This is a genomic window from Pseudomonas sp. BIOMIG1BAC, assembly GCF_001705995.2.
Classification (GTDB): Bacteria; Pseudomonadota; Gammaproteobacteria; order Pseudomonadales; family Pseudomonadaceae; genus Aquipseudomonas; species Aquipseudomonas sessilinigenes.
The window spans coordinates 864,116-887,262 of sequence record NZ_CP049045.1; the positions used below are offsets into that span (position 1 = coordinate 864,116).

At 62.1% G+C, this 23,147-nt stretch carries 20 protein-coding genes and 2 tRNA genes; 16 read left to right on the forward strand and 6 right to left on the reverse strand.

Going from position 1 to position 23,147, the window contains the following annotated elements; genetic code table 11:
- Window position 1 precedes the first annotated feature (1 nt).
- Together motA and motB are read left to right on the forward strand one after the other, a co-directional pair.
- On the forward strand, window positions 2-853 hold the full coding sequence (gene motA / locus ATY02_RS03860) for a flagellar motor stator protein MotA (RefSeq protein WP_068576455.1): 852 nt from the start codon (window positions 2-4) through the stop codon (window positions 851-853).
- A gap of 3 nt (window positions 854-856) precedes the next feature.
- Complete coding sequence (gene motB, locus ATY02_RS03865; RefSeq protein ID WP_068576453.1) at window positions 857-1,987, forward strand: flagellar motor protein MotB; 1,131 nt, start codon at window positions 857-859, stop codon at window positions 1,985-1,987.
- A 52-nt stretch (window positions 1,988-2,039) separates the two neighbouring features.
- Here the strand turns inward: motB and rsgA are convergent, their stop codons facing one another.
- Entirely contained in the window at window positions 2,040-3,071 is a 1,032-nt protein-coding gene (gene rsgA, locus ATY02_RS03870; protein WP_068576452.1) for a small ribosomal subunit biogenesis GTPase RsgA, read from the reverse strand.
- Between the two features lie 108 nt (window positions 3,072-3,179).
- Between rsgA and orn the strand changes: the two genes are divergently transcribed.
- Window positions 3,180-3,722, forward strand: coding sequence for an oligoribonuclease (gene orn / locus ATY02_RS03875; RefSeq protein ID WP_068576449.1), 543 nt, complete (start codon window positions 3,180-3,182; stop codon window positions 3,720-3,722).
- Window positions 3,723-3,824: 102 nt separating this feature from the next.
- Window positions 3,825-4,439, forward strand: a complete 615-nt coding sequence (locus tag ATY02_RS03880; protein ID WP_169893104.1) for a trimeric intracellular cation channel family protein — start codon at window positions 3,825-3,827, stop codon at window positions 4,437-4,439.
- On the opposite strand, the gene queG is transcribed toward ATY02_RS03880, so the two are convergent.
- A complete protein-coding gene (gene queG, locus ATY02_RS03885) occupies window positions 4,421-5,500 on the reverse strand; it encodes a tRNA epoxyqueuosine(34) reductase QueG (RefSeq protein ID WP_068576446.1) in 1,080 nt (359 codons plus the stop codon). The genes ATY02_RS03880 and queG overlap by 19 nt on opposite strands.
- Window positions 5,501-5,564: 64 nt before the next feature.
- On the opposite strand from queG, the gene ATY02_RS03890 reads away from it, so the two are divergent.
- The 12 genes from ATY02_RS03890 (at window position 5,565) to ATY02_RS03945 (ending at window position 19,909) form a co-directional block, all read left to right on the forward strand.
- Window positions 5,565-6,425, forward strand: a complete 861-nt coding sequence (locus ATY02_RS03890) for an NAD(P)H-hydrate dehydratase (protein WP_068576444.1) — start codon at window positions 5,565-5,567, stop codon at window positions 6,423-6,425.
- The gene (tsaE, locus tag ATY02_RS03895) at window positions 6,413-6,883 is read left to right on the forward strand and encodes a tRNA (adenosine(37)-N6)-threonylcarbamoyltransferase complex ATPase subunit type 1 TsaE (RefSeq protein WP_068576441.1); all 471 of its coding nucleotides are present in this window, start codon (window positions 6,413-6,415) and stop codon (window positions 6,881-6,883) included. The genes ATY02_RS03890 and tsaE overlap by 13 nt, the downstream gene beginning before the upstream one ends.
- 3 nt (window positions 6,884-6,886) lie before the next feature.
- The gene (locus ATY02_RS03900; protein ID WP_206600595.1) at window positions 6,887-8,314 is read left to right on the forward strand and encodes an N-acetylmuramoyl-L-alanine amidase; all 1,428 of its coding nucleotides are present in this window, start codon (window positions 6,887-6,889) and stop codon (window positions 8,312-8,314) included.
- Window positions 8,311-10,224: a DNA mismatch repair endonuclease MutL gene (gene mutL, locus ATY02_RS03905; RefSeq protein ID WP_068576438.1), complete on the forward strand. Its 1,914-nt coding sequence runs from the start codon at window positions 8,311-8,313 to the stop codon at window positions 10,222-10,224. Before ATY02_RS03900 ends, mutL begins: the two co-directional genes overlap by 4 nt.
- A complete protein-coding gene (gene miaA, locus ATY02_RS03910) occupies window positions 10,224-11,195 on the forward strand; it encodes a tRNA (adenosine(37)-N6)-dimethylallyltransferase MiaA (protein ID WP_068576436.1) in 972 nt (323 codons plus the stop codon). The genes mutL and miaA overlap by 1 nt, the downstream gene beginning before the upstream one ends.
- 94 nt (window positions 11,196-11,289) lie before the next feature.
- Window positions 11,290-11,550: an RNA chaperone Hfq gene (hfq, locus tag ATY02_RS03915; RefSeq protein ID WP_007921378.1), complete on the forward strand. Its 261-nt coding sequence runs from the start codon at window positions 11,290-11,292 to the stop codon at window positions 11,548-11,550.
- A gap of 12 nt (window positions 11,551-11,562) precedes the next feature.
- Complete coding sequence (gene hflX / locus ATY02_RS03920; RefSeq protein WP_068576435.1) at window positions 11,563-12,864, forward strand: ribosome rescue GTPase HflX; 1,302 nt, start codon at window positions 11,563-11,565, stop codon at window positions 12,862-12,864.
- A 96-nt stretch (window positions 12,865-12,960) separates the two neighbouring features.
- The gene (gene hflK, locus ATY02_RS03925) at window positions 12,961-14,139 is read left to right on the forward strand and encodes an FtsH protease activity modulator HflK (RefSeq protein WP_068576434.1); all 1,179 of its coding nucleotides are present in this window, start codon (window positions 12,961-12,963) and stop codon (window positions 14,137-14,139) included.
- Window positions 14,139-15,008, forward strand: a complete 870-nt coding sequence (gene hflC / locus ATY02_RS03930) for a protease modulator HflC (protein WP_068576430.1) — start codon at window positions 14,139-14,141, stop codon at window positions 15,006-15,008. Before hflK ends, hflC begins: the two co-directional genes overlap by 1 nt.
- A 292-nt stretch (window positions 15,009-15,300) precedes the next feature.
- On the forward strand, window positions 15,301-16,488 hold the full coding sequence (locus tag ATY02_RS03935) for an ATP phosphoribosyltransferase regulatory subunit (protein ID WP_068576428.1): 1,188 nt from the start codon (window positions 15,301-15,303) through the stop codon (window positions 16,486-16,488).
- Window positions 16,489-16,542: 54 nt separating this feature from the next.
- Entirely contained in the window at window positions 16,543-17,835 is a 1,293-nt protein-coding gene (locus tag ATY02_RS03940) for an adenylosuccinate synthase (RefSeq protein ID WP_068576425.1), read from the forward strand.
- A 139-nt stretch (window positions 17,836-17,974) separates the two neighbouring features.
- Entirely contained in the window at window positions 17,975-19,909 is a 1,935-nt protein-coding gene (locus ATY02_RS03945; RefSeq protein ID WP_031320654.1) for a methyl-accepting chemotaxis protein, read from the forward strand.
- A 51-nt stretch (window positions 19,910-19,960) separates the two neighbouring features.
- On the opposite strand, the gene ATY02_RS03950 is transcribed toward ATY02_RS03945, so the two are convergent.
- The 4 genes from ATY02_RS03950 to ATY02_RS03965 form a co-directional block, all read right to left on the reverse strand.
- The gene (locus ATY02_RS03950) at window positions 19,961-21,520 is read right to left on the reverse strand and encodes an ABC transporter permease (RefSeq protein ID WP_068576423.1); all 1,560 of its coding nucleotides are present in this window, start codon (window positions 21,518-21,520) and stop codon (window positions 19,961-19,963) included.
- On the reverse strand, window positions 21,520-22,545 hold the full coding sequence (locus tag ATY02_RS03955; protein WP_068576420.1) for an iron ABC transporter substrate-binding protein: 1,026 nt from the start codon (window positions 22,543-22,545) through the stop codon (window positions 21,520-21,522). Before ATY02_RS03955 ends, ATY02_RS03950 begins: the two co-directional genes overlap by 1 nt.
- 181 nt (window positions 22,546-22,726) lie before the next feature.
- Window positions 22,727-22,813, reverse strand: a tRNA-Leu gene (locus ATY02_RS03960).
- Window positions 22,814-22,995: 182 nt separating this feature from the next.
- Window positions 22,996-23,082, reverse strand: a tRNA-Leu gene (locus tag ATY02_RS03965).
- Window positions 23,083-23,147 lie beyond the last annotated feature (65 nt).

Genomic DNA, 23,147 nt, shown 5'->3' on the forward strand with positions numbered 1-23,147 from the left:
TATGGCTAAAATCATCGGCATCATCGTCGTATTCGCTAGCGTGCTCGGCGGATACGTGCTCTCCCACGGTAAAATTGCAGCGCTGATCCAGCCTTTCGAGGTGCTGATCATCGGCGGTGCAGCCTTCGGTGCATTCTTGCAGGCCAACCCGGGCTACATGACGATGCACGTCATCAAGAAGTCCCTGGGGATGTTCAGCTCCCGCTTCACCCACACCTTCTACCTGGAAGTGCTGGGCCTGATCTACGAGATCCTCAACAAGAGTCGTCGCGAAGGCATGATGGCCATCGAGGGCGATATCGAGGACGCGGCCGCCAGCCCGATCTTCGCCAAGTACCCGGCGGTGCTCAAAGACGAGCGCATGACGGCCTACATCTGTGACTACCTGCGCATCATGTCCTCCGGCAACATGGCTCCCCATGAGCTGGAAGGCCTGTTCGACATGGAGTTGTTCAGCCTCAAGGAAGAACTCGAGCATCCATCCCATGCGGTCACCGGTATTGCCGACGGCATGCCCGGTTTCGGTATCGTCGCGGCGGTACTGGGTATCGTGGTGACCATGGCGTCCCTGGGGGACGGCGACCAGAAGTCCATTGGCCTGCACGTAGGTGCAGCGCTGGTAGGTACCTTCTTCGGTATTCTCGCGGCCTATGGCTTCTTCGGCCCGCTGGCCCACTCCCTGGCCCACGACGCCAAGGAAGAACTGAACGTCTACGAGGCCATCAAGGCTTCCCTGGTGGCTTCCGCTTCCGGCATGCCACCTTCGCTGGCGGTAGAGTTCGGGCGCAAGGTCCTGTACCCGGCGCATCGTCCTAGCTTCGCCGAGCTGGAACAAGCGGTTCGCGGTCGCTAAGTCATGGAGAACAATCAGCCGATTATCATCAAGCGCGTCAAGCGCTTCGCTGGCGGGCATCACGGGGGGGCGTGGAAAATCGCCTTCGCCGACTTCGCCACGGCGATGATGGCGTTCTTCCTGGTGCTGTGGCTGTTGTCCACGGCCACCCCGGAACAGAAGATCGCCATCGCCGGTTACTTCAAGGACCCGATCGGCTTTTCCGAAAGCGGCACGCCCTACATCATCGACCTGGGCGGCTCGCCGGAACTGGCGCCGGAAAACACCCTGAACCCCGAGATCAAGTCCCAGCCACAACCGGACAAGGTCACAGTGGATTCCGAGCAGGTGGAAGGCATGGCCGAGCAGGTCGAGCGCGAACGCCTCGAACTGCTGTTGCAGGAACTGCAGAACAAGGTCGAGGAGAATCCCCAGCTACAGAAGTTCAAGGACCAGATCCTCTTCGAGATCACGCCTGATGGCTTGCGCATCCAGATCATGGACGCCGAGAACCGGCCGATGTTCGACTCCGGCAGCGCACGTCTGAAACCGTACTTCGAAGACATCCTGTTGGCCATGGCCGATACGATCAAGGCGGTGCCGAACAAGATCAGTATCAGTGGCCACACCGATGCCACGCCTTATGCCGGTACCGGTGAATTCGGCAACTGGGAGCTGTCGGCCAACCGTGCCAACGCGGCCCGTCGGGCATTGGTGGCCGGTGGTTACCCCGATCCGCAAGTGGCGCGAGTGGTGGGCTTCGCCTCATCGGCGCTGTTCGATCGCAAGGACCCGTTCAACCCGGTCAACCGGCGTATCGATATCGTGGTGCTGACCAAGAAAGCCCAGCGTGCCATCGAGGGTGAGCAGGTCGATCCCAAGGCGCCAACGCCCACCCAGGGTAGTGGGGCTCCTGGCGAGGTTCCGGGAGCTGCGGCCGACCCGAATGCCCTGCCACCTGGCAGCGAGCCATTGCCGGCCCATGAGGTGCGCCAGCGCCTGAACATCTTCGAAGATGGTGTATTGAAGATGGATGAGCAGGGCGCGGCGGGCCACACTCCTGCACCTGCACCTGCACCTGCACCTGCACCTGCAGCGGTGCCCAGTCCGGCCGCGCCGCCGGCTACTCCGGCGACACCGGGAACAGCAAGGTGAAAAACCACAAGGCCGCGATGATCGCGGCCTTGTAGTTTCTGCGTGGTATCGCTCAGTAGCTGTCGTCGGGCAGGCTGGCGAGGATCGAGCGGTAGCTGTTCATCCGTTGTTGCTGGATGCGTCCTTCTTCCAGGGCCTTGAGCAGGGCGCAGCCTGGCTCGCGGTCGTGCTTGCAGTCCCGGAAGCGGCAGGTGCCCAGCAGGTCGTTGAATTCGATGAAGCCGGCTTCGACATCGGCGCGGCTGACATGGCCCAGGCCGAACTCGCGAATACCCGGGGAGTCGATCAGCTCGCCACCGCCGGGGAAGTGGAACAGCCGCGCAGTGGTGGTGGTATGGGTGCCTTGCCCAGAGAACTCCGACAGCGGGCCGACCCGAGTGAAGACATCCGGTAGCAGGCTGTTCACCAGGGACGACTTGCCGACCCCGGATTGACCGACGAAGACGCTGATGCGGCCGTTCAGCAGTGCCTGCAATTGCTCCATCCCGTCGCCGTGGTGGGCCGAGACCTCCAGTAGCGGATAGCCCAGTTGGCGATAGACGGCCAGCAGGGCATTGAGCGCCGGAGCGTTCTGCTCATCGATCAGGTCGGCCTTGTTCAGCAGCAACAGAGGGCGAATCCCCGCGTGCTCGGCCGCCACCAGGTAGCGGTCGATCAGGTTGGCGTGGGGCTCCGGCATGGGGGCGAAGACGATCACGATCATGTCGACGTTGGCGGCCACAGGCTTCAACTGGCCGCGGCTGTCCGGGCGGCATAGCTCGGTGCTGCGGGGCAGTTGCGCGACAATTACCCCAATGCCCTGGTTGCCGGCGCGCCAGACGACCTGGTCACCGGTCACCAGGGCCGGCAGGTTGGCCCGCAGGTAACAGCGAAACACCTGTCCGGCGAGTTCGCCGTCGCGGGCCTCGACTTCGACCTGGACGCCGAAGTGGGCTATCACCAGGCCGGTCTGCTCCGGTCCCAGGTCGCCGCCCTCCAGTGCCTCTACAGCAGAGGACTCGCGTTTGGCTGCGCGGGCTGCGCGCTCACCTTGAATCTTTTCGATGCGCCAGTTTTGGCGGCGATTGAGCTGGCGTTTGGCCATTGATGTTCCGTGTCGATAATTACGGCGGTTGGGTAAAACGGCGGCGAGTTTAGCACGCCGGGCCAGCCCTCTAGGCTAAACTGCGCAACTACGCCGAGGAGCCCACACATGCAAAACCCGCAGAACCTGATTTGGATCGATCTGGAAATGACCGGCCTGAACCCCGACACCGACGTCATCATCGAGATGGCGACCATTGTCACGGACAGCAATCTCAATACCTTGGCTGAAGGACCGGTCATCGCTATCCACCAGAGCGACGAGATTCTCGCCGGGATGGATGAATGGAACACGCGCCAGCATGGAGGTTCCGGCCTGACCCAGCGTGTGCGCGAAAGCCGCATCAGCATGGCTGAGGCCGAGGCCCAGACCATCGCTTTCCTGGAGCAGTGGGTGCCCAAGGGCAAGTCGCCGATCTGTGGCAACAGCATTTGCCAGGACCGGCGCTTCCTCTATCGTCACATGAAGGCCCTGGAAAGCTACTTCCATTATCGCAATCTCGATGTCTCCACCCTCAAGGAGCTGGCCGCCCGCTGGGCCCCAGAGGTACGCGACAGCTTCAAGAAAGGCAGTACCCACCTGGCCCTGGACGACATTCGCGAGTCCATTGCCGAGCTGCAGCACTACCGCAAGCACTTCATCAAGCTCTGAATAGGCCGGCCGGCGGGTATGCCGAGGAGTCATGCCCGTTGCCGCCCTCTTTTGGCGTTCGCTTCAACTGAGTAGACTGCGCGCCTTCTTGCAAGGACCGTCATCATGCTGTTGATGCTCTACCTGATCGCCATTACCGCCGAAGCCATGACCGGCGCCCTTTCTGCCGGTCGTCGAGGCATGGACTGGTTCGGTGTCGTACTGATCGCCTGCGTCACGGCCCTGGGCGGTGGCTCGGTGCGTGATGTACTGCTCGGGCATTACCCGCTGACCTGGGTCAAGCACCCCGAGTACCTGGTGCTGACGTCAGTGGCGGCCTTGGTGACGATCTTCATCGCGCCGTTGATGCGCCACCTGCGCTCCTTGTTCCTGGTGCTGGATGCCGTTGGCCTGGTGGCCTTTACCCTGATTGGCTGCATGACCGCCCTGGAGATGGGGCACGGCATGCTGGTGGCTTCGGTCAGCGGGGTGATCACCGGGGTGTTCGGCGGGATTCTCAGGGATATCTTCTGCAACGACATTCCCCTGATCTTCAGGCGCGAGCTGTACGCCAGCGTGTCCTTCGCCGCGGCCTGGTGCTACATGTTGTGCATCTACCTGCAGTTACCCAGCGAACAGTCGATCCTGGTCACCTTGTTCGGCGGCTTCCTGTTGCGCTTGCTGGCGATCCGTTTCCATTGGGAAATGCCCAAGTTCGTCTATAACGACGAGCATTGACGGCTGGCGTGCTGGGCCAGGGCCCACTGCACGTGTTCACGCACCAGTTCCGAGGGATAGTCCTGGCGGGCCTTGAGGGCTTCCAGCACCGGGATCGTGGAGGGGGCGTTGCCCAGGCCTACCGCCAGGTTGCGCAGCCAGCGCTCATAGCCGGCGCGACGTAGTGGCGAGCCCTCGGTACTGCTCAGGAATTGATCTTCGTCCCATAGGAACAGCTCCGCCAGCTCGGCATTGTCCAGATTGTGCCGAGGCTTGAAGTCGCCCTCCCCGGAGGTACGGGCGAAACGATTCCAGGGGCAGACGATCTGGCAGTCGTCGCAGCCGAATACCCGATTGCCGATCAGCGGGCGCAGGTCTTCGGGGATGGCGTTCTTCAGCTCGATGGTCAGGTAGGAGATGCAGCGTCGGGCATCGAGCTGGTAGGGGCCGACGAAGGCGTTGGTCGGGCAGATGTCCAGGCACGCAGTGCAGCGCCCGCAATGTTCGCTGGCGTGGGGGGCATCCACCGGCAGGGGCAGGTCGACGAACAGCTCGCTGAGGAAGAAGTAGCTGCCTGCCTTGCGGTTGAGGACCAGGGTGTTCTTGCCGATCCAGCCCAGGCCCGCTTGTTCGGCGATGGCTTTTTCCAGCACTGGTGCGCTATCGACGAAGGCGCGGAAGCCGAAGGGGCCGATGGCTTGCTGGATGCGCTCGGCCAATTGCTGTACGCGCTTGCGGATCAGCTTGTGATAGTCGCGGCCCAGGGCATAGCGCGAGACGTAGGCCTTGGAGGGTTGGGCCAGGCGCTGGGCCATCTGGGTATCGCCGGGCAGGTAGTCCATGCGCAGCGACACCACGCGCAGGGTACCGGGCACCAGTTCCTCGGGGTGGGAGCGTTTGCTGCCGTGGGCTCCCATGTATTCCATCTCGCCGTGGTAGCCGGCCGCGAGCCAGCGCTCCAGGTGCTGTTCGTGTTCGGCCAGGTCCAGGCCACTGATGCCGACCTGTTGAAAGCCCAGTTCGCGGCCCCAGTCCTTGATGGATTGGGCGAGGGCGGGAAGATCCTGGGTAATAGCGGACATGAGGCAAGAGAAACCGGGTGCTGAGGTGCGTATAATTCTGCCAGACATCGGAGCTGGAAGACGCATGCGGCAGACAAAACACCCCTTATCAGAGATTCAGTTGCTGACTGCTGGCCAGTTGCCGCGCTTGAGTGGCCGTTCTCGAGATGCTCATAAAGGCCAGTTCGGCCATGTGCTGTTGATCGGTGGTGACCTGGGTTTTGCCGGGGCGGCCTTGCTGGGAGCCGAGAGCGCGCTGCGCAGCGGTGCAGGCTTGGTGTCACTGGCTACTCGTGGCGAACATGTAGCGGCGGCTGGAACTCGGCTGCCTGAGGTCATGGCCCTGGGCGTTCATTCAGCCAACCAGCTGATGGGGTTGTTGGAGCGTTCTTCGGTGGTAGTGATCGGTCCCGGCCTGGGGCAAGGGGCCTGGGGGCGCAGCTTGCTGTCGGCGGCGGCCAATGCCGTGTTGCCCCAGGTATGGGACGCCGATGCCTTGAATCTGCTGGCCTTGGGGGATGTGGGCATGCCGGCCGGAAGTGTCATGACGCCACATCCTGGAGAGGCTGCCCGCTTGTTGGGTATTTCCACGGCTGAGGTTCAGGCGGACCGACCTGCAGCAGCCCGTGCCTTGAGCCTCCGATATGCAACGGTGGTCGTGCTCAAGGGCGCTGGCAGCTTGATAGCCAGTCCTGATGGGCGCCTGGCCCGCTGCGATGCCGGGCATCCGGCGATGGCTACGGCCGGCCTGGGCGATGTCCTCGCAGGTTTGCTTGGCGGGCTGCTGGCACAGGGCTTGGCGGTGTTCGATGCTGCCTGCCTGGCGGTCTGGCTGCATGCCAGCGCCGGCGAGCGGCAAGGTAAATTGGGCCGTGGACTGGCGGCCAGTGATCTGATTCCAGTCATTCGTCAGTTGTTGGAGGAGCAATCACCGTGTCTGAGTTAACCCTTTACCTGGCCGACGAGCAGGCCATGGTGGAATTTGGTGCACGCATTGCTCAGGTCACCCGTGGGGTAGGGGTGATCTTTCTCGAGGGCGACCTGGGGGCGGGCAAGACTACCCTGTCTCGGGGGGTCATCCGTGGTTTGGGGCATTCGGGGGCGGTGAAGAGTCCGACCTTTACCCTGGTGGAGCCCTACGAAATTGGTACGGTGCGAGCCTTCCACTTCGACCTGTACCGGTTGGTGGACCCCGAGGAGTTGGAATTCCTGGGGATTCGTGATTATTTCGAGGGTGATGCCCTGTGCTTGCTGGAATGGCCTGCACGCGGTGCAGGCTTTTTGCCAAAGCCTGACCTGACCATTACCATTACCCCGCATAACAATGGGCGTTGCGTACATCTATTGTCCCAAGGCTCGCGAGGCGAGTCCTGGTGTGCCGCTTTGGCGTTGGAATTCAAATAATTGATGGGGTTAGGTATGCGCATTCGCGCGTTGGTTGCTGTCGTAGGACTGTTGCTTACGGCATTGGCCGTCGAGGCTGTGGCCGCTACGCAGGTTCGCAGCGTCCGCCTATGGCGGGCACCGGATAACACGCGACTGGTATTCGACCTGTCCGGTCCGGTTCAGCACAGCGTCTTTACCCTCACGGCCCCCGATCGCCTGGTGATCGATATCAACGGCGCAACCCTGGGTGGTTCGCTGAATGTCGCCACGGCCAACACCCCGATCACCGCGATGCGCTCGGCACAACGTACGCCGACCGATTTGCGGGTGGTGATCGACCTGAAGAAGGCCGTCACGCCCAAGAGCTTCACCCTGGCGCCCAATGCCCAGTACGGTAACCGCCTGGTGGTCGATCTGTTCGACAACCCGGCCGATGCCGCGCCACCGGCTGCTCCACCGCCAACCGTGGCGACCGTGCCTGCGGTACCTGTCACTCCAGCGGAACCTGCCATCAAGCTGCCCCCGGCACCGGCCGGTAAGCGCGACATCATCGTGGTGATCGATGCCGGTCATGGCGGCGAGGACCCTGGCGCCTCCGGCTCCCGTGGCCAGCACGAGAAAGACGTGGTGCTGTCCATCGCTCGCGAGCTGCAACGCCAGATCAACGGTCTCAAGGGCTTTCGTGCCGAGTTGACCCGCACTGGCGATTACTTCATCCCGCTGCGCGGTCGTACCGAAATCGCCCGCAAGAAGGGCGCCGACCTGTTCGTTTCGATCCACGCCGACGCGGCGCCGTCGACGGCAGCCTTTGGCGCATCGGTGTTCGCCCTGTCCGAGCGTGGCGCGACTTCGGAAACCGCCCGCTGGTTGGCGGACAGCGAAAACCGCTCCGACTTGATCGGTGGTGCCGGCAACGTCAGCCTCGATGACAAGGACCGGATGTTGGCCGGGGTGCTGCTGGACCTTTCGATGACTGCATCCCTTACATCCAGCTTGAATGTGGGGCAGAAGGTCTTGAACAACATTGGCCGGGTGACGCCATTGCACAAGCAGCGCGTGGAACAGGCCGGGTTCATGGTGCTCAAGTCCCCGGATATTCCATCGATCCTGGTGGAGACCGGCTTCATCTCCAACTCCAACGAGGCCTCGAAGCTGGCCACCTCCAGCCACCAGCAGGCCCTGGCGCGCTCCATCAGCAGTGGCGTGCGGCAGTTCTTCCAACAGAACCCGCCACCGGGCACCTATATCGCCTGGCTGCGCGACTCCGGGAAAATCGCCCAGGGCCCGCGTGAGCACCGGGTCAATCCTGGAGAAACCCTGGCCATGATCGCCGTGCGCTACCAGGTTTCGGCGGCAGCGTTGCGCAGCGCCAACAACCTCAAGAGCGATGAGTTGAAAGTGGGGCAGGTTCTGAGCGTCCCCGGTACCGAGCTGGCGGCCAAGGAATGAGTGAGTCGATCGTCGGCGGTTCGCGCATCGAGCTGCTCAGTCCGCGCCTGGCCAACCAGATCGCTGCCGGTGAGGTGGTCGAGCGACCGGCCTCGGTGGCCAAGGAATTGCTGGAGAACAGCCTGGACTCTGGTGCCCGGCGCATCGAGGTCGAGGTCGAGCAGGGTGGAGTGAAGCTGCTGCGTGTACGCGACAACGGCAGCGGGATTGCCCCGGACGACCTGCCGTTGGCCCTGGCGCGCCATGCCACCAGCAAGATCCGCGAGTTGGAAGATCTCGAGGGCGTGCTTAGCCTGGGGTTTCGCGGTGAGGCCCTGGCTTCGATCAGCTCGGTCGCCCGCCTGACCCTGACTTCGCGCACCGTCGATGCCACTGAGGCTTGGCAGGTAGAGACCGAGGGGCGCGACATGACCCCGCGTGTACAGCCGGCTGCGCATCCGGTCGGCACCTCGGTCGAAGTGCGCGACCTGTTTTTCAATACCCCGGCCCGTCGAAAGTTCCTCAAGGCCGAGAAGACCGAGTTCGATCACCTGCAGGAAGTTATCCGGCGCCTGGCCTTGGCGCGTTTCGACGTGGCTTTCCACCTGCGCCACAACGGCAAGACTATTTTCAGCCTGCACGAAGCCGCCGACGAGATGGCTCGGGCGCGGCGTGTTGGCGCAATCTGTGGCCCTGGCTTTCTCGAGCAGGCGCTGCCGATCGAGGTCGAGCGCAACGGTTTGCGCCTGTGGGGCTGGGTTGGCTTGCCGACCTTCTCGCGCAGCCAGGCGGACTTGCAGTACTTCTTCGTCAATGGCCGCGCTGTGCGCGACAAACTAGTCGCCCATGCCGTGCGCCAGGCCTACCGCGATGTACTGTTCAATGGCCGGCACCCGACCTTCGTGCTGTTCCTTGAGCTCGATCCCACGGGGGTCGACGTCAATGTGCACCCGACCAAGCACGAAGTGCGCTTTCGCGAAGGGCGGATGGTCCACGACTTCCTTTATGGCACCTTGCACCGTGCCCTGGCGGATGTGCGCCCCGAGGACCAGTTGGCGGCGCCGGCTGCGGTTTCCGAGATGGTGCGCCCCAGTGGCCTGCAGGCCGGTGAGTTCGGTCCGCAAGGCGAGATGCGCCTGGCTTCGCCGGTGCTGGAGCAACCCCAGGGAGAGCAGCGCCCGTCGTTTTCTTCGTCAGGTTCGGGCGCAGGGTATCAGTATCAATACACGCCGAGGCCGTCGCAGCCGGTGAATACCGGCGAGACCCAGGCGGTCTACCGGGAGTTCTATGCGCCGCTGGAAAATGCCCAGGCTGCGCCTGGCGCGCTGCCGGAAAGCCAGGGCGATATCCCGCCTCTGGGCTATGCGCTGGCGCAGCTCAAGGGAATCTACATCCTGGCGGAGAACGCCGTCGGTTTGGTGCTGGTAGACATGCATGCGGCCCACGAGCGAATCATGTACGAGCGCCTCAAGGTGGCCATGGCCAGCGAGGGACTCAGCGGCCAGCCATTGTTGGTGCCCGAGTCGCTTGCGTTGAGCCAGCGCGAGGCCGATTGCGCCGAAGAGCATGCCCAATGGTTCCAGCGCCTGGGTTTCGAACTGCAGCGCCTGGGGCCCGAGACCCTGGCGATCCGGCAGATCCCGGCCCTGCTCAAGCAGGCCGAGGCCAATCGACTGGTACAGGATGTGCTGGCGGACCTGATGGAGTACGGCACTAGCGATCGGATCCAGGCCCACCTCAACGAGCTGCTGGGAACCATGGCTTGCCACGGCGCCGTACGCGCCAATCGACGCCTGGCGATCCCGGAGATGAACGCACTGCTGCGTGACATGGAAAACACCGAGCGCAGTGGGCAGTGCAACCATGGCCGGCCGACCTGGACCCAAATGGGCCTGGATGACTTGGACAAACTCTTTCTGCGCGGCCGTTGATGACTCAGTTTCCTCCTGCGATTTTCCTGATGGGCCCGACCGCAGCGGGCAAGACCGACCTGGCCATCGAGCTGACCAAGGTGCTTCCTTGCGAGTTGATCAGTGTCGATTCGGCGCTGGTCTATAGAGGCATGGATATTGGTACCGCCAAGCCGTCCAAGGAGTTACTGGCACAATTTCCCCACCGTTTGATCGATATCCTCGACCCGGCTGACAGCTATTCTGCGGCGGATTTTCGTACCGATGCCCTGGCGGCCATGGCCGATATCACGGCACGGGGCAAGATTCCGCTGCTGGTGGGTGGCACCATGCTCTACTACAAAGCGCTGCTCGAGGGCTTGGCGGACATGCCGCCGGCGGACCCCCAGGTGCGTGCCGAGTTGGAGGATGAGGCGCAGCGCCTGGGTTGGCAGGCATTGCACGATCAGTTGGCGGCTGTGGATCCTGAATCCGCTGCCCGAATCCATCCCAACGATCCCCAGCGCCTGACTCGGGCTCTGGAAGTCTATCGGGTCAGTGGCCTGACAATGACGGCCCATCGTCAGCGTCAATTGGCGCAAAGTACTGATGCAGGCGCATCGGGACGCAGTCAATTGCCCTATACTGTCGCCAATCTGGCCATCGCTCCGGCGAATCGCCAGGTACTGCACCAACGTATTGCACAAAGATTCACACAAATGTTGGAACAGGGGTTCATCGATGAGGTCGTAGCTCTGCGTTCGAGAAGTGACCTGCATGCCGGGTTGCCGTCTATACGTGCAGTGGGCTACCGCCAAGTCTGGGATTACCTGGATGGCAAGTTGACGTTCGCCGAAATGCAGGAACGGGGCATCATTGCCACGCGCCAATTGGCTAAACGCCAGTTTACCTGGTTACGCAGCTGGTCCGACCTGCAATGGTTGGACAGCTTGGATTGCGACAATCTGCCACGCGCCTTGAAATACTTAGGGACGATCTCCATATTGGGCTGAGTCCTTGCAATTGCCGTCTATCCTTGGGGGTGTGGCGGCTTTGGCCATCTGTTTTCCGAATTTTTTATTATTGATCCTTAAAGGAGTGCGGCACATGTCAAAAGGGCATTCGCTACAAGACCCTTACTTGAATACATTGCGTAAAGAGAAAGTTGGGGTTTCCATCTATCTGGTCAACGGCATCAAGCTGCAAGGCACGATCGAGTCCTTCGACCAATTCGTCATCCTGCTGAAAAACACCGTCAGCCAGATGGTGTACAAGCACGCTATCTCGACAGTGGTTCCAGTTCGCCCGATTCGCCTGCCTAGCGCATCCGAGTCCGAACAGGGTGACGCTGAACCAGGTAACGCCTGATAGGAGTCTCCTTTGTTCTTTGAGCGCCACGGTGGTGGTGAGCGAGCCATTCTCGTTCACTTGGAAGGTCAGGACCCTGAGGCGCGCGAAGATCCGCAGGAGTTTCAGGAGCTGGCAGTATCGGCCGGCGCCGAGACCGTCGCGTTTATCAACGTGCCGCGTCATCGGCCAACCGCCAAATACCTGGTTGGCAGTGGCAAGGTCGAGGAGTTGCGCGACCTGGTCAAAGCCGAACAGGTAGACCTGGTGATTTTCAATCACGTCCTCACGCCCAGTCAGGAACGTAACCTCGAACGTGCATTCGAGTGTCGCGTGATTGATCGCACGGGTCTGATCCTCGATATCTTCGCCCAACGCGCGCGGACTCATGAAGGCAAGCTCCAGGTCGAACTGGCCCAGCTTGAGCACATGAGCACTCGACTGGTGCGCGGCTGGACCCACCTTGAGCGGCAGAAGGGCGGTATCGGTCTGCGTGGCCCGGGGGAAACCCAGCTGGAAACCGACCGACGCTTGTTGCGGGTGCGCCTGCGACAGATCAAGGCTCGTCTGGAAAAGGTTCGCAGCCAGCGAGAGCAGGCTCGTCGTGGCCGCAAGCGTGCCGATATCCCGTCAGTGTCGCTGGTGGGCTATACCAACGCCGGCAAATCCACTTTGTTCAATGCCGTCACCGTGTCCGATGTCTACGCGGCCGACCAGTTGTTCGCTACCCTCGACCCCACCTTGCGCCGGCTGGAGCTGGACGACCTGGGGCCGATCGTGCTGGCCGACACCGTGGGTTTCATTCGCCACTTGCCGCACAAATTGGTGGAAGCATTCCGGGCTACGCTCGAAGAGTCGAGCAATTCCGACCTGCTGCTGCATGTGATCGATGCCCATGAGCCCGAGCGAATGGCCCAGATCGAGCAGGTCATGGTCGTGCTGGGGGAGATCGGGGCTCAGGACTTGCCGATCCTGGAGGTCTATAACAAACTCGATTTGCTCGAGGGCGTTGAGCCACAGATACAGCGTGATCCCGATGGCAAGCCGCAGCGCGTCTGGTTATCGGCCCGTGATGGCCAGGGACTGGACTTGCTCAAGCAGGCCATTGCGGAGCTGCTGGGTGAAGATTTGTTCGTTGGCACCTTGCGCTTGCCCCAGCGTTTTGCTCGACTGCGAGCACAGTTTTTCCAGTTGAATGCTGTGCAGAAAGAAGATCATGACGATGAAGGTGTCAGTTTGCTGGCCGTTCGCCTGCCTCGGGCCGAGTTGAACCGGCTGGTCAGTCGCGAAGGCTGGCAGCCGTCGGACTTCATCGAGCAACACACTTTGCAATAAAAGCCTGGGCAGGCGGTTGTGCCGCTGTAGCAGGCATTCTGTAGCATTGGCCGGCGCGCCGTGGGCGCGTCTTTGCTTTATCAGATGGAGAGCGCTATGGCTTGGAATGAGCCGGGTGGCAACTCGAATAATCAGGACCCTTGGGGCGGTAAGCGCCGCAATAACGGCGATCGCAAGGGCCCGCCAGATCTCGACGAGGCCTTCCGTAAGCTGCAGGAAAGCCTGAATGGGTTGTTCGGTGGTGGTAAGAAACGTGGTGATGACGGCGCCAGCTCCGGCAAGGGCGGCGGTTTTGGCTTGCTGGGCATTGGCCTGGTCGTGCTGGCGGCTGCTTGGCTGTACAGCGCGGTCTATGTCGTCGATGAGCAGGAGCAGGCCGTGGTGCTGCGCTTCGGCAAATACTATGAGACTGTCGGTCCGGGCCTGAACATCTACTTCCCGCCGATCGACCGCAAGTACATGGAAAACGTCACGCGTGAGCGTGCCTATACCAAGCAGGGCCAGATGCTGACCGAGGACGAGAATATCGTCGAGGTGCCGCTGACCGTGCAGTACAAGATCAGCAACTTGCAGGACTTCGTGCTGAACGTCGATCAGCCGGAGATCAGCCTGCAGCACGCGACCGATAGCGCGCTGCGCCATGTGGTGGGTTCCACCGCCATGGACCAGGTGCTGACCGAAGGTCGTGAGCAGATGGCCAGCGAGATCAAGGAGCGCTTGCAGCGTTTCCTCGACAACTATCGCACCGGTATCACCGTGACCCAGGTCAACGTACAAAGCGCAGCGGCACCGCGTGAAGTGCAGGAAGCTTTCGACGATGTGATCCGCGCTCGTGAAGATGAGCAGCGCTCGCGCAACCAGGCTGAAACCTATGCCAATGGTGTGGTACCCGAGGCTCGTGGTCAGGCCCAGCGCATCATCGAGGATGCCAACGGTTATCGCGACGAAGTGGTTTCCCGTGCCAAGGGTGAGGCGGACCGCTTCACCAAGCTGGTCGGCGAATACCGCAAGGCCCCTGAGGTGACTCGCCAGCGCCTGTACCTGGACACCATGCAGGAAGTCTTCAGCAATACCAGCAAGGTCCTGGTGACCGGAAGCAAGGGTGGGCAGAACAACCTGCTGTACCTACCGCTGGACAAGATGATCGACAGTGGTCGTAGCGGCGGTGCTCCGGTAACGGGCTCGGCTTCTACCTCCAGCAATGAAGCGAATGCGCGCGCGGCGGTTGAGCATATGCAGCAACAGCAGCAGACGCGTTCTAGGGAGAGTCGCTGATGAGCAATAAATCGCTGATCGCCCTGATCGTGGGTGTTGTCGTGGCGGTGGTTGCCTGGAACAGCTTCTACATCGTGGCTCAGACCGAGCGTGCGGTGTTGCTGCAGTTCGGTCGTGTAGTCCAGGCCGATGTCCAGCCCGGCTTGCATGTGAAAGTGCCCTACGTGAACCAGGTGCGTAAGTTCGATGCGCGCCTGATGACCCTGGATGCACCGACGCAGCGCTTCCTGACCCTGGAAAAGAAAGCCGTGATGGTGGACGCCTACGCCAAGTGGCGGGTGAAGGATGCCGAGCGTTTCTACACCGCGACTTCCGGCCTCAAGCAGATTGCCGACGAGCGTCTGTCGCGGCGCCTGGAGTCGGGCCTGCGCGACCAGTTCGGCAAGCGCACCCTGCATGAAGTGGTATCCGGTGAGCGTGATGCGCTGATGGCCGATATCACGGCTTCGCTGAACAAGATGGCGGAGAAGGAACTGGGTATCGAGGTGGTGGATGTCCGGGTCAAGGCCATCGACCTGCCCAAGGAAGTGAACCGCAGCGTGTTCGAACGCATGAGCACCGAGCGTGAGCGTGAGGCCCGCGAGCATCGCGCCAAGGGTAACGAGCTGGCCGAAGGCATCCGTGCCGACGCCGATCGTCAGCGTCGGGTGCTGTTGGCCGAAGCCTATCGTGAGTCCGAAGAGGTTCGCGGTGATGGCGACGCCCAGGCGGCAGCGATCTATGCCAAGGCCTACGGCCAGGACCAGGAGTTCTACGCGTTCTATCGTAGCCTGCGTGCCTACCGTGAAAGCTTCGCGAACAAATCCGACGTCATGGTCCTGGACCCAAGCAGCGATTTTTTCCACTACCTGGAAAAAACCAAGCCTTGATCCTGGCCTGATCCTGGGGTGCCCCGCCGGGCGGCTAAAATGCCTGGCGGGGTGATCCTTTGGGAAAACGGGTGTATGATGCGGCAGCCGGGAAATTCCCGGCTTTTTTGCGTCTGCATCTTTGATTAGCCGTGGCTCGTTCAAGAGTCCGGTGAGATTTTTCGAGGAAAAGGGTCTGTACAGCCGATTTCTGGCTGCCTGTCCGGCTGAGCTCGCGTCGGATGCGACTGTTTTCTGCTTCACTCTAAGGCTGGCCCCAGGCTTGCCGCCCGGACCATAGGGGAATGGCGTAATGGCAACGGTAGACCGCTGGCTGCTGCCAGATGGCATCGAAGAAGTACTGCCGCCGGAAGCGGCGCGCATCGAAGTGGCGCGTCGTCAGGTGTTGGATCTGTTTCAGAGCTGGGGTTACGAGTTCGTCGTCACTCCCCATATCGAATACCTGGAATCCCTGCTGACGGGTGCCGGCCAGGACCTGGACCTGCGCACCTTCAAGGTCATCGATCCGCAATCGGGTCGGCAGATGGGGTTCCGTGCCGACATCACGCCGCAAGTAGCACGTATCGATGCCCACACCCTGCGCCGTGAAGGGCCGAGTCGCCTGTGCTACGCCGGCAGCGTGCTGCATGCCCAGCCGCGGGCCTTGTCGACCTCCCGCAGCCCAATCCAGCTGGGTGCCGAGTTGTATGGCGACGCCAGCCCGAGCAGCGACGTCGAAGTGATCAGCCTGATGTTGGCGATGTTGCAACTGGCTGATGTGCCGGATGTGCACATGGATCTGGGGCATGTGGGCATCTACCGCGGCCTGGCCCAGGCTGCCGGTTTGTCCGGTGCCGTGGAGCAACAATTGTTCGACGCCCTGCAGCGCAAGGCGATCGATGAAGTCATTAGCCTGACCGAAGGCTTGCCTGCCGACCTGGCAGAAATGTTGCGCTCCCTGGTGGACCTGTGCGGCAGCCGCGAAGTACTGAGCGATGCTCGTCGTCGCCTGGCGGGTGCCCCGACCCCGGTGCTGGTGGCGCTGGATGAATTGCTGACGATTGCCGAGCGCTTGTCGGTGCGATTCCCGGACCTGCCGCTGTACTTCGACCTCGGCGAGCTGCGTGGCTATCACTACCACACTGGAGTGGTGTTTGCGGTGTTCGTTCCGGGTGTGGGTCAATCCATTGCCCAGGGCGGTCGCTATGATGACATCGGTGCGGACTTCGGGCGTGCCCGGCCGGCCACTGGTTTCTCTACCGACCTCAAGACCTTGGTGACCCTGGGGCGTGCCGAGATCGAATTGCCGTCAGGTGGCATCTGGATGCCCGATCGCACCGACGCCGCACTCTGGCAGACCGTCTGCCAGTTGCGCAGCGAAGGCCAGCGCGTGGTCCAGGCCTTGCCTGGGCAGCCCCTGGCCGCTGCTCGTGAAGCGGACTGCGACCGGCAATTGGTTCAGCACGATGGTATTTGGCAAGTATTGCCACTGGTTTCCTGAGTTTTCCTGCCGGCGCTCGCCGGCACCAAGTTTGCGCGAATGAGGACAATTGTTATGGGTAAGAATGTCGTAGTCCTGGGCACCCAGTGGGGTGATGAGGGCAAAGGCAAGATCGTTGATCTGCTGACCGAACATGCCGCCGCCGTAGTGCGCTACCAAGGTGGCCACAACGCTGGCCATACCCTGGTGATCGACGGCGAGAAGACCGTTCTGCACCTGATCCCGTCCGGCGTGCTGCGCGAAGGCGTGCAGTGCCTGATCGGCAACGGCGTAGTGGTGGCTCCGGATGCCTTGATGCGTGAAATCGTCAAGCTGGAAGAAAAAGGCGTACCGGTGCGCGAGCGCCTGCGTATCAGCCCGTCCTGCCCACTGATCCTGTCCTACCACGTGGCCCTGGACCAGGCCCGTGAGAAGGCCCGTGGCGAAGCCAAGATCGGCACGACCGGTCGTGGCATTGGCCCGGCCTACGAAGACAAGGTGGCCCGTCGCGGCCTGCGCGTCGGCGACCTGTTCCACCGCGAGCGTTTCGCCGCCAAGCTGGGTGAGTTGCTGGACTACCACAACTTCGTCCTGGTCAATTACTACAAAGAGCCGGCCATCGACTTCCAGAAGACCCTGGACGAGTGCATGGAGTACGCCGAGCAACTCAAGCCGATGATGCTCGACGTCACCGCCGAACTGCACCAGCTGCGTCGCGCCGGCAAGGACATCATGTTCGAAGGCGCCCAAGGCTCGCTGTTGGACATCGACCACGGTACCTATCCGTACGTCACCAGCTCCAACACCACCGCTGGCGGCATTGCTACCGGCTCCGGCGTGGGCCCAATGTACATCGACTACATCCTGGGTATCACCAAGGCCTACACCACTCGCGTTGGTTCGGGCCCGTTCCCGACCGAGCTGTTCGACGACGTCGGCGCCTTCCTGGCCAAGCGTGGCCATGAGTTCGGTGCTACCACCGGCCGTGCCCGTCGTTGCGGTTGGTTCGATGCCGTGATCCTGCGCCGCGCTATCGACGTCAACAGCATCTCGGGCCTGTGCCTGACCAAGCTGGACGTGCTGGATGGCCTGGAAACCATCAATATCTGCGTTGGCTACAAGAACCAGGATGGTGCAGTCATCGACGCGCCGACCGACGCCGACAGCTACATCGGCCTGGAGCCGGTATACGAGCAGATGCCAGGCTGGAGCGAATCGACTCTGGGCGCGAAGACCCTGGCAGAGCTGCCAGCAGCTGCCCTGGCCTACATCAAGCGCATCGAAGAGCTGGTCGGCGCGCCGATCGACATTATTTCGACTGGCCCGGATCGCAACGAGACCATCGTCCTGCGTCATCCGTTCGCCTGATAAGCTGTTGATGTAGCAAACAAAGGGCCCCTCATGGGGCCCTTTGTCGTTTCTGCCTGCCGCTCGGCACGACCCTTGCTGGGAAATCCACTTCTAGAGTGCCATCAGAATAATGGCGTCAAAAGTAGAGGGATTTCCTGTGTCGGCCGTTCTCTCACTGTTACAAAGCCGTTTACTACGGCCTGTATTCGTTACTCTCGGTATCGCCCTTTTGGTGCAAGTGCTGGTCGCTGTCGCCCTGACCCGGAGCACGGTGACAGCCCTGGAAGCAAACCTGGCCTCGCGCCTGGGCGGTGACAGCCAGAAGCTCGCGGGTGAGCTGGAACAGGCGGGCAAGGAGGTCACCTCCAGCCTGGAGAGCCTGTCGGCCAGCACTCGCCAACGACTCACGGCTGGCTTGTCGTCGCGCCTCAAGGAGGAGCAGGTACAGCTGCGTGATGCGCTGGAGAAAGACCTGAAGGATTCCGCCAACGATATGGCCCAGTTGCTGGCCTCGGTGGCGCCGCGAGCCATGTGGGACAACGATGTACCAACCTTGTCCGAATTCGCACGGCGGGCCCAGCGCAACCCTAGCGTGCTCTTCGTGGTGTATGACGATGCCACGGGCGCGCACCTGACTCGCTACCTGAACCGTGAAAACCCCATCAACCGCGCCCTGTTGGAGAAGGGCAAGGGCGATCGGGCTCTGGACAAGGTCCTGGATGCGGCGAAGAACGATCCCTCGGTCTACTACATCGAGGCTTCGATCAATCCCAATGGGGTGGAGATCGGCAAGGTGCTGATGGGGGTGTCCACGGCCTCCGTTGAAGCCGACATCGCGGCGCTGGACCAGCGCTTCACGGCCTTGATCGCCAGCAGCGACCAATTAGTGGGCGACAGTCTCAAGGGGGCCTCCGCCGACAGTTCGGCGGCGATGCGTTCGCGGCTGCAGTCGGCCCAGGGCACTGCGGCCGAGATGCAGGCCAACACTGCCAGTACCGTGCAGGAGGCGGCGGCCACCCTGCGTTGGCAGATTGGCGTAGGCCTGGCCTTGGTCGGCCTGGCGCTACTGCTGTTGCTGGCAGTGGTGCTGGGGCGGCGGGTGGTCAACAAGTTGCACCTGCTGATTGCCGCGCTCAATGACCTGGCGGCCGGGGAGGGTGACCTGACCAAGCGCGTGCCGCTCAATAGCAACGATGAGATCGGCGACATGGCTTCGGCGGTGAATCGCTTCGTCGACAAGTTGCAGCCGATCGTCCGCGAGGCAGGCGATGTGGCGCAGCGCACCGGGGTCGAGATTGGCGCGATGAGCTTGCGTAATGCCGGCGCCGATGCGGCGGCCGAGGCCCAGCGCGACGAGGTGGCGGAGAGCCTGCGGGCCCTGTCGCACATGGCCGACGAGGCCCAGGCGGAAAGCCAGGCCATGCAGGCCGCGTTGCAACAGGTGGTGGAGATCCGCCAGGCCACCGACGAGACCACCCGGACTTCGGAGCAGGTCGGCAGCTTGATCGAGGCCCTGGCCGGACAGGTGGATACCGGGGCCAAGGTGATCGAGCGGCTGGCCCAGCAGAGCGAGCAGATCGAGGTGGTGCTGACGGTGATCCATGGTATTGCCGAGCAGACCAACTTGCTGGCACTGAATGCGGCGATCGAGGCGGCCCGGGCCGGCGAGACCGGGCGCGGTTTTGCGGTAGTGGCAGACGAAGTGCGGGCCTTGGCCAGCAAGACCCAGAGTTCCACTGGCGATATCCAGGCTCATATCGGTGCTTTGCAGCAAGGTGCACGCGAAGCGGTGGCGGCTATCGGCCAGGCCGGGCGCCAGGCCAGTGAAGGTTTGTTGGTGTTGCGCGATAGCGCCCGTCTGCAGCAGTCGGTGCAGTCATCGGTGGAGCAGGTGCACGCTGCCATTGGCTTGGCTACCCAGGCTGCGGCGCAACAAGCCCAGGGCGCGCAGGCGGTGCGTGGGCGGGTGGAGACCATTCATGCCCAGGCCGAGCGTGCGGCCCAGGCGGTGGTGGAAACCACCGCCAGCGGCAAGGTGCTGGACAGCCTGGCGGCGCAGCTCAAGGCCAGCCTGGGCCAGTTTCGCGCTTGAGGCATCCTGCGGCAGGCGTCTCCCTGGAGTCGCTTGCCGAGGCGGTCGATATCAGCGGCTCAGGTACATCCGCGTCGTCAGCAGGTACACCGGCAGGCCCGAGACCAGGATCAGCAGCACCGCATAGGGCGCCGCTGCGGCGAACTCCAGGTTCGAGGTATGGGCCCAGACTGCGGTGGCCAGGGTGTTCAGCCCCGTGGGACTGAGTAGCAGGGTCGCGGTGAGTTCCTTCATCGCATCCAGGAATACCAGGGCGAAAGCCGCACCCAGTGCCGGGAAGATGATCGGCAGGGTGACCCGGCAAAAGGCCCCGAACGATGAGGCTCCCAGGGTTCGTGCCGCCTCTTCCAGCTGTGGTGCTGCCTTGTTCAAGGCCGTGCGAATCGGTGCCTGGGCCAATGGCAGGAACAGCAAGGCGTAGGCGATCAGCAGCAGGGTCGAGGTCTGGTACAGCGCCGGCACATAGTGCAAGGCGAAGTACACCAGGGTCAGGGCGATCACCAGGCCTGGCAAAGCGTGCAGCAAGTAGGGCAGGCGTTCGGCCCAGATCGCCAGGCGGCCCTTGTAGCGCACCACCAGCAGGCCCACCGGCACCGCGAGCACCAGGCACAGCGCAGCTCCGCCCAAGGACAGTGCCAGGGACGAGAGCAGGGCTTCACCGATCGCGGCAATAGGGAAGGCGGCCGATGAGCCCACTGCCAGCCAATAGCCCAGCATCCCCAGGGGGATACCGCTGCCGATCACTGCCAGCAGCAAGCAATACACTTGCCCGATGGCGGACCAGCTGCCCAGTCCGACCTGTTCGGCCCGGCGCGCCACGCCCTGGCCGATGCGTACGTGCCGGCCTTTGCCGCGGGCCCGCAACTCCAGCCATAGCAGGGTCAGGCACAACAGCAGCAGGACAGCCGAGAGCATCGCCGCGTTGGCGTTGCTGAACTCCAGTTCGAATTGTTGGTAGATCGCCGTGGTGAAGGTTTGCAGGCCCATGATCGACAAGGCGCCGAATTCCACCAGCATGTGCAGGGCGATCAACAACGATCCCGCCAATAGCGAAGGCCACAGTAGGGGCAGGGTGACCTTGAGAAACACTCCCCAGCGGCCTTGCCCCAGGGTGCGTGCCGACTCTTCCAGGGAAGGATCGAGATTGCGCAGGGTGGCGGCCACTGGCAGGAACACCAGCGGGTACTTGGAGAGGGTCATCACCAGGATCGCGCCGCCCAGTCCCTCGAAGCTGGCGCTCAGGGATACCCAGGTGAAACTGCTGACGAAAGCCGGCACGGCGAACGGCAGGCACAGCACCACACCCCAGATCCTCCGGCCCGGTAGGTCGCTGCGTTCCAGCAGCCAGGCCAGGGACAGGCCGATGATGGCGCAGGCGCCGGTCGTCCCGAGCATCAGTAGCAGGGTGTTGCGCAGCAGCCGGAACACGTAGGGGCGCCACAGCAGATGCCAGGCCTCAGCCCAGCCAGCTTGCCAGGCCTTGAGTGCGACATAGGCCAGGGGCAAGAGGCTCAGGCAGACCAGTAGCAGGACCGGCAGTAGCAGCCAGGCGGGAGGGGGCTTGCGCCCCGGTGCGCGATGGGCGCGTGCAGCGGAAAGCGAAGGGCCCATCAGTTCAGGCCGACATCACGTTCCAGCTCCAGGGCCTGTTCGGCATTGCCCAGGTCGGCGGGTGTCACCTGCGGAGGGTTCAGCTCGCTGAAAGGCTTGAGCCCGCGGTCGGACTCCATGCCCTTGTGCAGCGGGTATTCCGCGGTGGTCTGGGTGATCACGCGCTGACCTTCTTCGCTGGCCATGTAGGCGAGGAACTGCTGGGCTTCCTTGGGGTGCTTGCTGGACTTGAGTACCGCAGCGCTGGAGACGGTGATCAGGCCACCGGCATCGCCATTGGTGAAGTAGTGCAGCTTGGACTCCAGCTGGCCTCTCTCCCGTTGCAGGGCGAACCAGTAGTAGTTGTTCGCCAGGACCGCGGCAATTTCACCGTTTTCCACGGCCTTGAGCGCCACCATGTTGTTGCTGTAGATCTTGCCGAAGGCACGCAGCCCGGTCAGCCACTCTTCCGCTGCGTCCATGCCGTGCAGCTTGATGATCGCCACGGCCTGTTCCTGGAAGGCGCCACTGGTGGGGACGAAGCCGATCTTGCCTTGCCACTGGGGTTGGGAGAATTCCAGTACCGATGTGGGCAGGTCCTTTTCAGCGATCAGCTTGGGATTGAAGGCCACCACGCGCACGCGGGCGGTGATGCCGATCCAGGTACCGTTGCTGGCCACGTACTCCTTGGGCAGTACGGCCAGGGTGGCGCTGTCGGTCTGGGCTAGCAGGCCTTGTTCCCCCAGTTTGTTCAGGGGTGGGGATTCTTCGGAATAGATCACGTCGGCGGGGGAGCGATCGCCTTCTTCCACTACCTGGCTGGCCAGCTGATTGCTGCTGCCCTTGCGGACATTGACGTGAATCCCGGTCTTGGCTTCGAAGGCCTTGGCGATCGCCTCGCCGACTTCCTTGTGCTGGCCGTTGTACAGGGTCAGCGATACGGGCTCGTCGGCCCGGGTGAGTGGAGATGCCAGGGTCAGTCCCAGCAAAGTGATGGTCAAGCCACGCAGAAGGGATGTTGAAAGGCGGGTGTTTCTAAACATCATTCGCAGGTTTCCTCACTGTTGTGCCGCAAAAACTTGTAACAATCATAAACGATATCGTTTCTCATGTGCGCTTTGCGAGGGAGGAGGCTTTGTGCGGAGGGAATTACATGGGCTAGAAACGCAAAAACCCGCTTTCGCGGGTTTTTGTGAAGCTTCAGAGCATTGCGCTGAAGTTTTGAATTGGTGCCCAGAAGAAGACTCGAACTTCCACGGCCTTGCGGCCACCAGCACCTGAAGCTGGCGTGTCTACCAATTTCACCATCTGGGCAGTATCGACATCGTTGCCGTGTCGATGGGGCGCACTATACGGGCAGTGTTTTGATCTGTAAACCCCTGTTTTGCTTTTATTAAATCAAGCACTTAGGAAAATCAGGAGCTTAGAACGCAAAAACCCGCTTTCGCGGGTTTTTGTTGGAGCCTTGAAATTGATCTAATCTCAAGCTCTTGAATTGGTGCCCAGAAGAAGACTCGAACTTCCACGGCCTTGCGGCCACCAGCACCTGAAGCTGGCGTGTCTACCAATTTCACCATCTGGGCGTATCGTTGACGTCTCCGTCGTCGATGGCGCGCACTATACGGATGCTGTTTTGAACTGTAAACCC

Excerpts from the sequence above, each read along its gene's own strand:
- motA (WP_068576455.1), top strand. The coding sequence starts at position 2 with ATGGCTAAAATCATCGGCATCATCGTCGTATTCGCTAGCGTGCTCGGC.
- hflC (WP_068576430.1), top strand. The coding sequence starts at position 14,139 with ATGAGCAATAAATCGCTGATCGCCCTGATCGTGGGTGTTGTCGTGGCG.
- mutL (WP_068576438.1), top strand. The coding sequence starts at position 8,311 with ATGAGTGAGTCGATCGTCGGCGGTTCGCGCATCGAGCTGCTCAGTCCG.
- queG (WP_068576446.1), bottom strand. The coding sequence starts at position 5,500 with ATGTCCGCTATTACCCAGGATCTTCCCGCCCTCGCCCAATCCATCAAG.
- hflK (WP_068576434.1), top strand. The coding sequence starts at position 12,961 with ATGGCTTGGAATGAGCCGGGTGGCAACTCGAATAATCAGGACCCTTGG.
- motB (WP_068576453.1), top strand. The coding sequence starts at position 857 with ATGGAGAACAATCAGCCGATTATCATCAAGCGCGTCAAGCGCTTCGCT.
- ATY02_RS03950 (WP_068576423.1), bottom strand. The coding sequence starts at position 21,520 with ATGGGCCCTTCGCTTTCCGCTGCACGCGCCCATCGCGCACCGGGGCGC.
- ATY02_RS03955 (WP_068576420.1), bottom strand. The coding sequence starts at position 22,545 with ATGATGTTTAGAAACACCCGCCTTTCAACATCCCTTCTGCGTGGCTTG.
- rsgA (WP_068576452.1), bottom strand. The coding sequence starts at position 3,071 with ATGGCCAAACGCCAGCTCAATCGCCGCCAAAACTGGCGCATCGAAAAG.
- ATY02_RS03935 (WP_068576428.1), top strand. The coding sequence starts at position 15,301 with ATGGCAACGGTAGACCGCTGGCTGCTGCCAGATGGCATCGAAGAAGTA.
- ATY02_RS03890 (WP_068576444.1), top strand. The coding sequence starts at position 5,565 with ATGCGGCAGACAAAACACCCCTTATCAGAGATTCAGTTGCTGACTGCT.
- ATY02_RS03900 (WP_206600595.1), top strand. The coding sequence starts at position 6,887 with ATGGGGTTAGGTATGCGCATTCGCGCGTTGGTTGCTGTCGTAGGACTG.
- ATY02_RS03940 (WP_068576425.1), top strand. The coding sequence starts at position 16,543 with ATGGGTAAGAATGTCGTAGTCCTGGGCACCCAGTGGGGTGATGAGGGC.
- hfq (WP_007921378.1), top strand. The coding sequence starts at position 11,290 with ATGTCAAAAGGGCATTCGCTACAAGACCCTTACTTGAATACATTGCGT.
- orn (WP_068576449.1), top strand. The coding sequence starts at position 3,180 with ATGCAAAACCCGCAGAACCTGATTTGGATCGATCTGGAAATGACCGGC.
- miaA (WP_068576436.1), top strand. The coding sequence starts at position 10,224 with ATGACTCAGTTTCCTCCTGCGATTTTCCTGATGGGCCCGACCGCAGCG.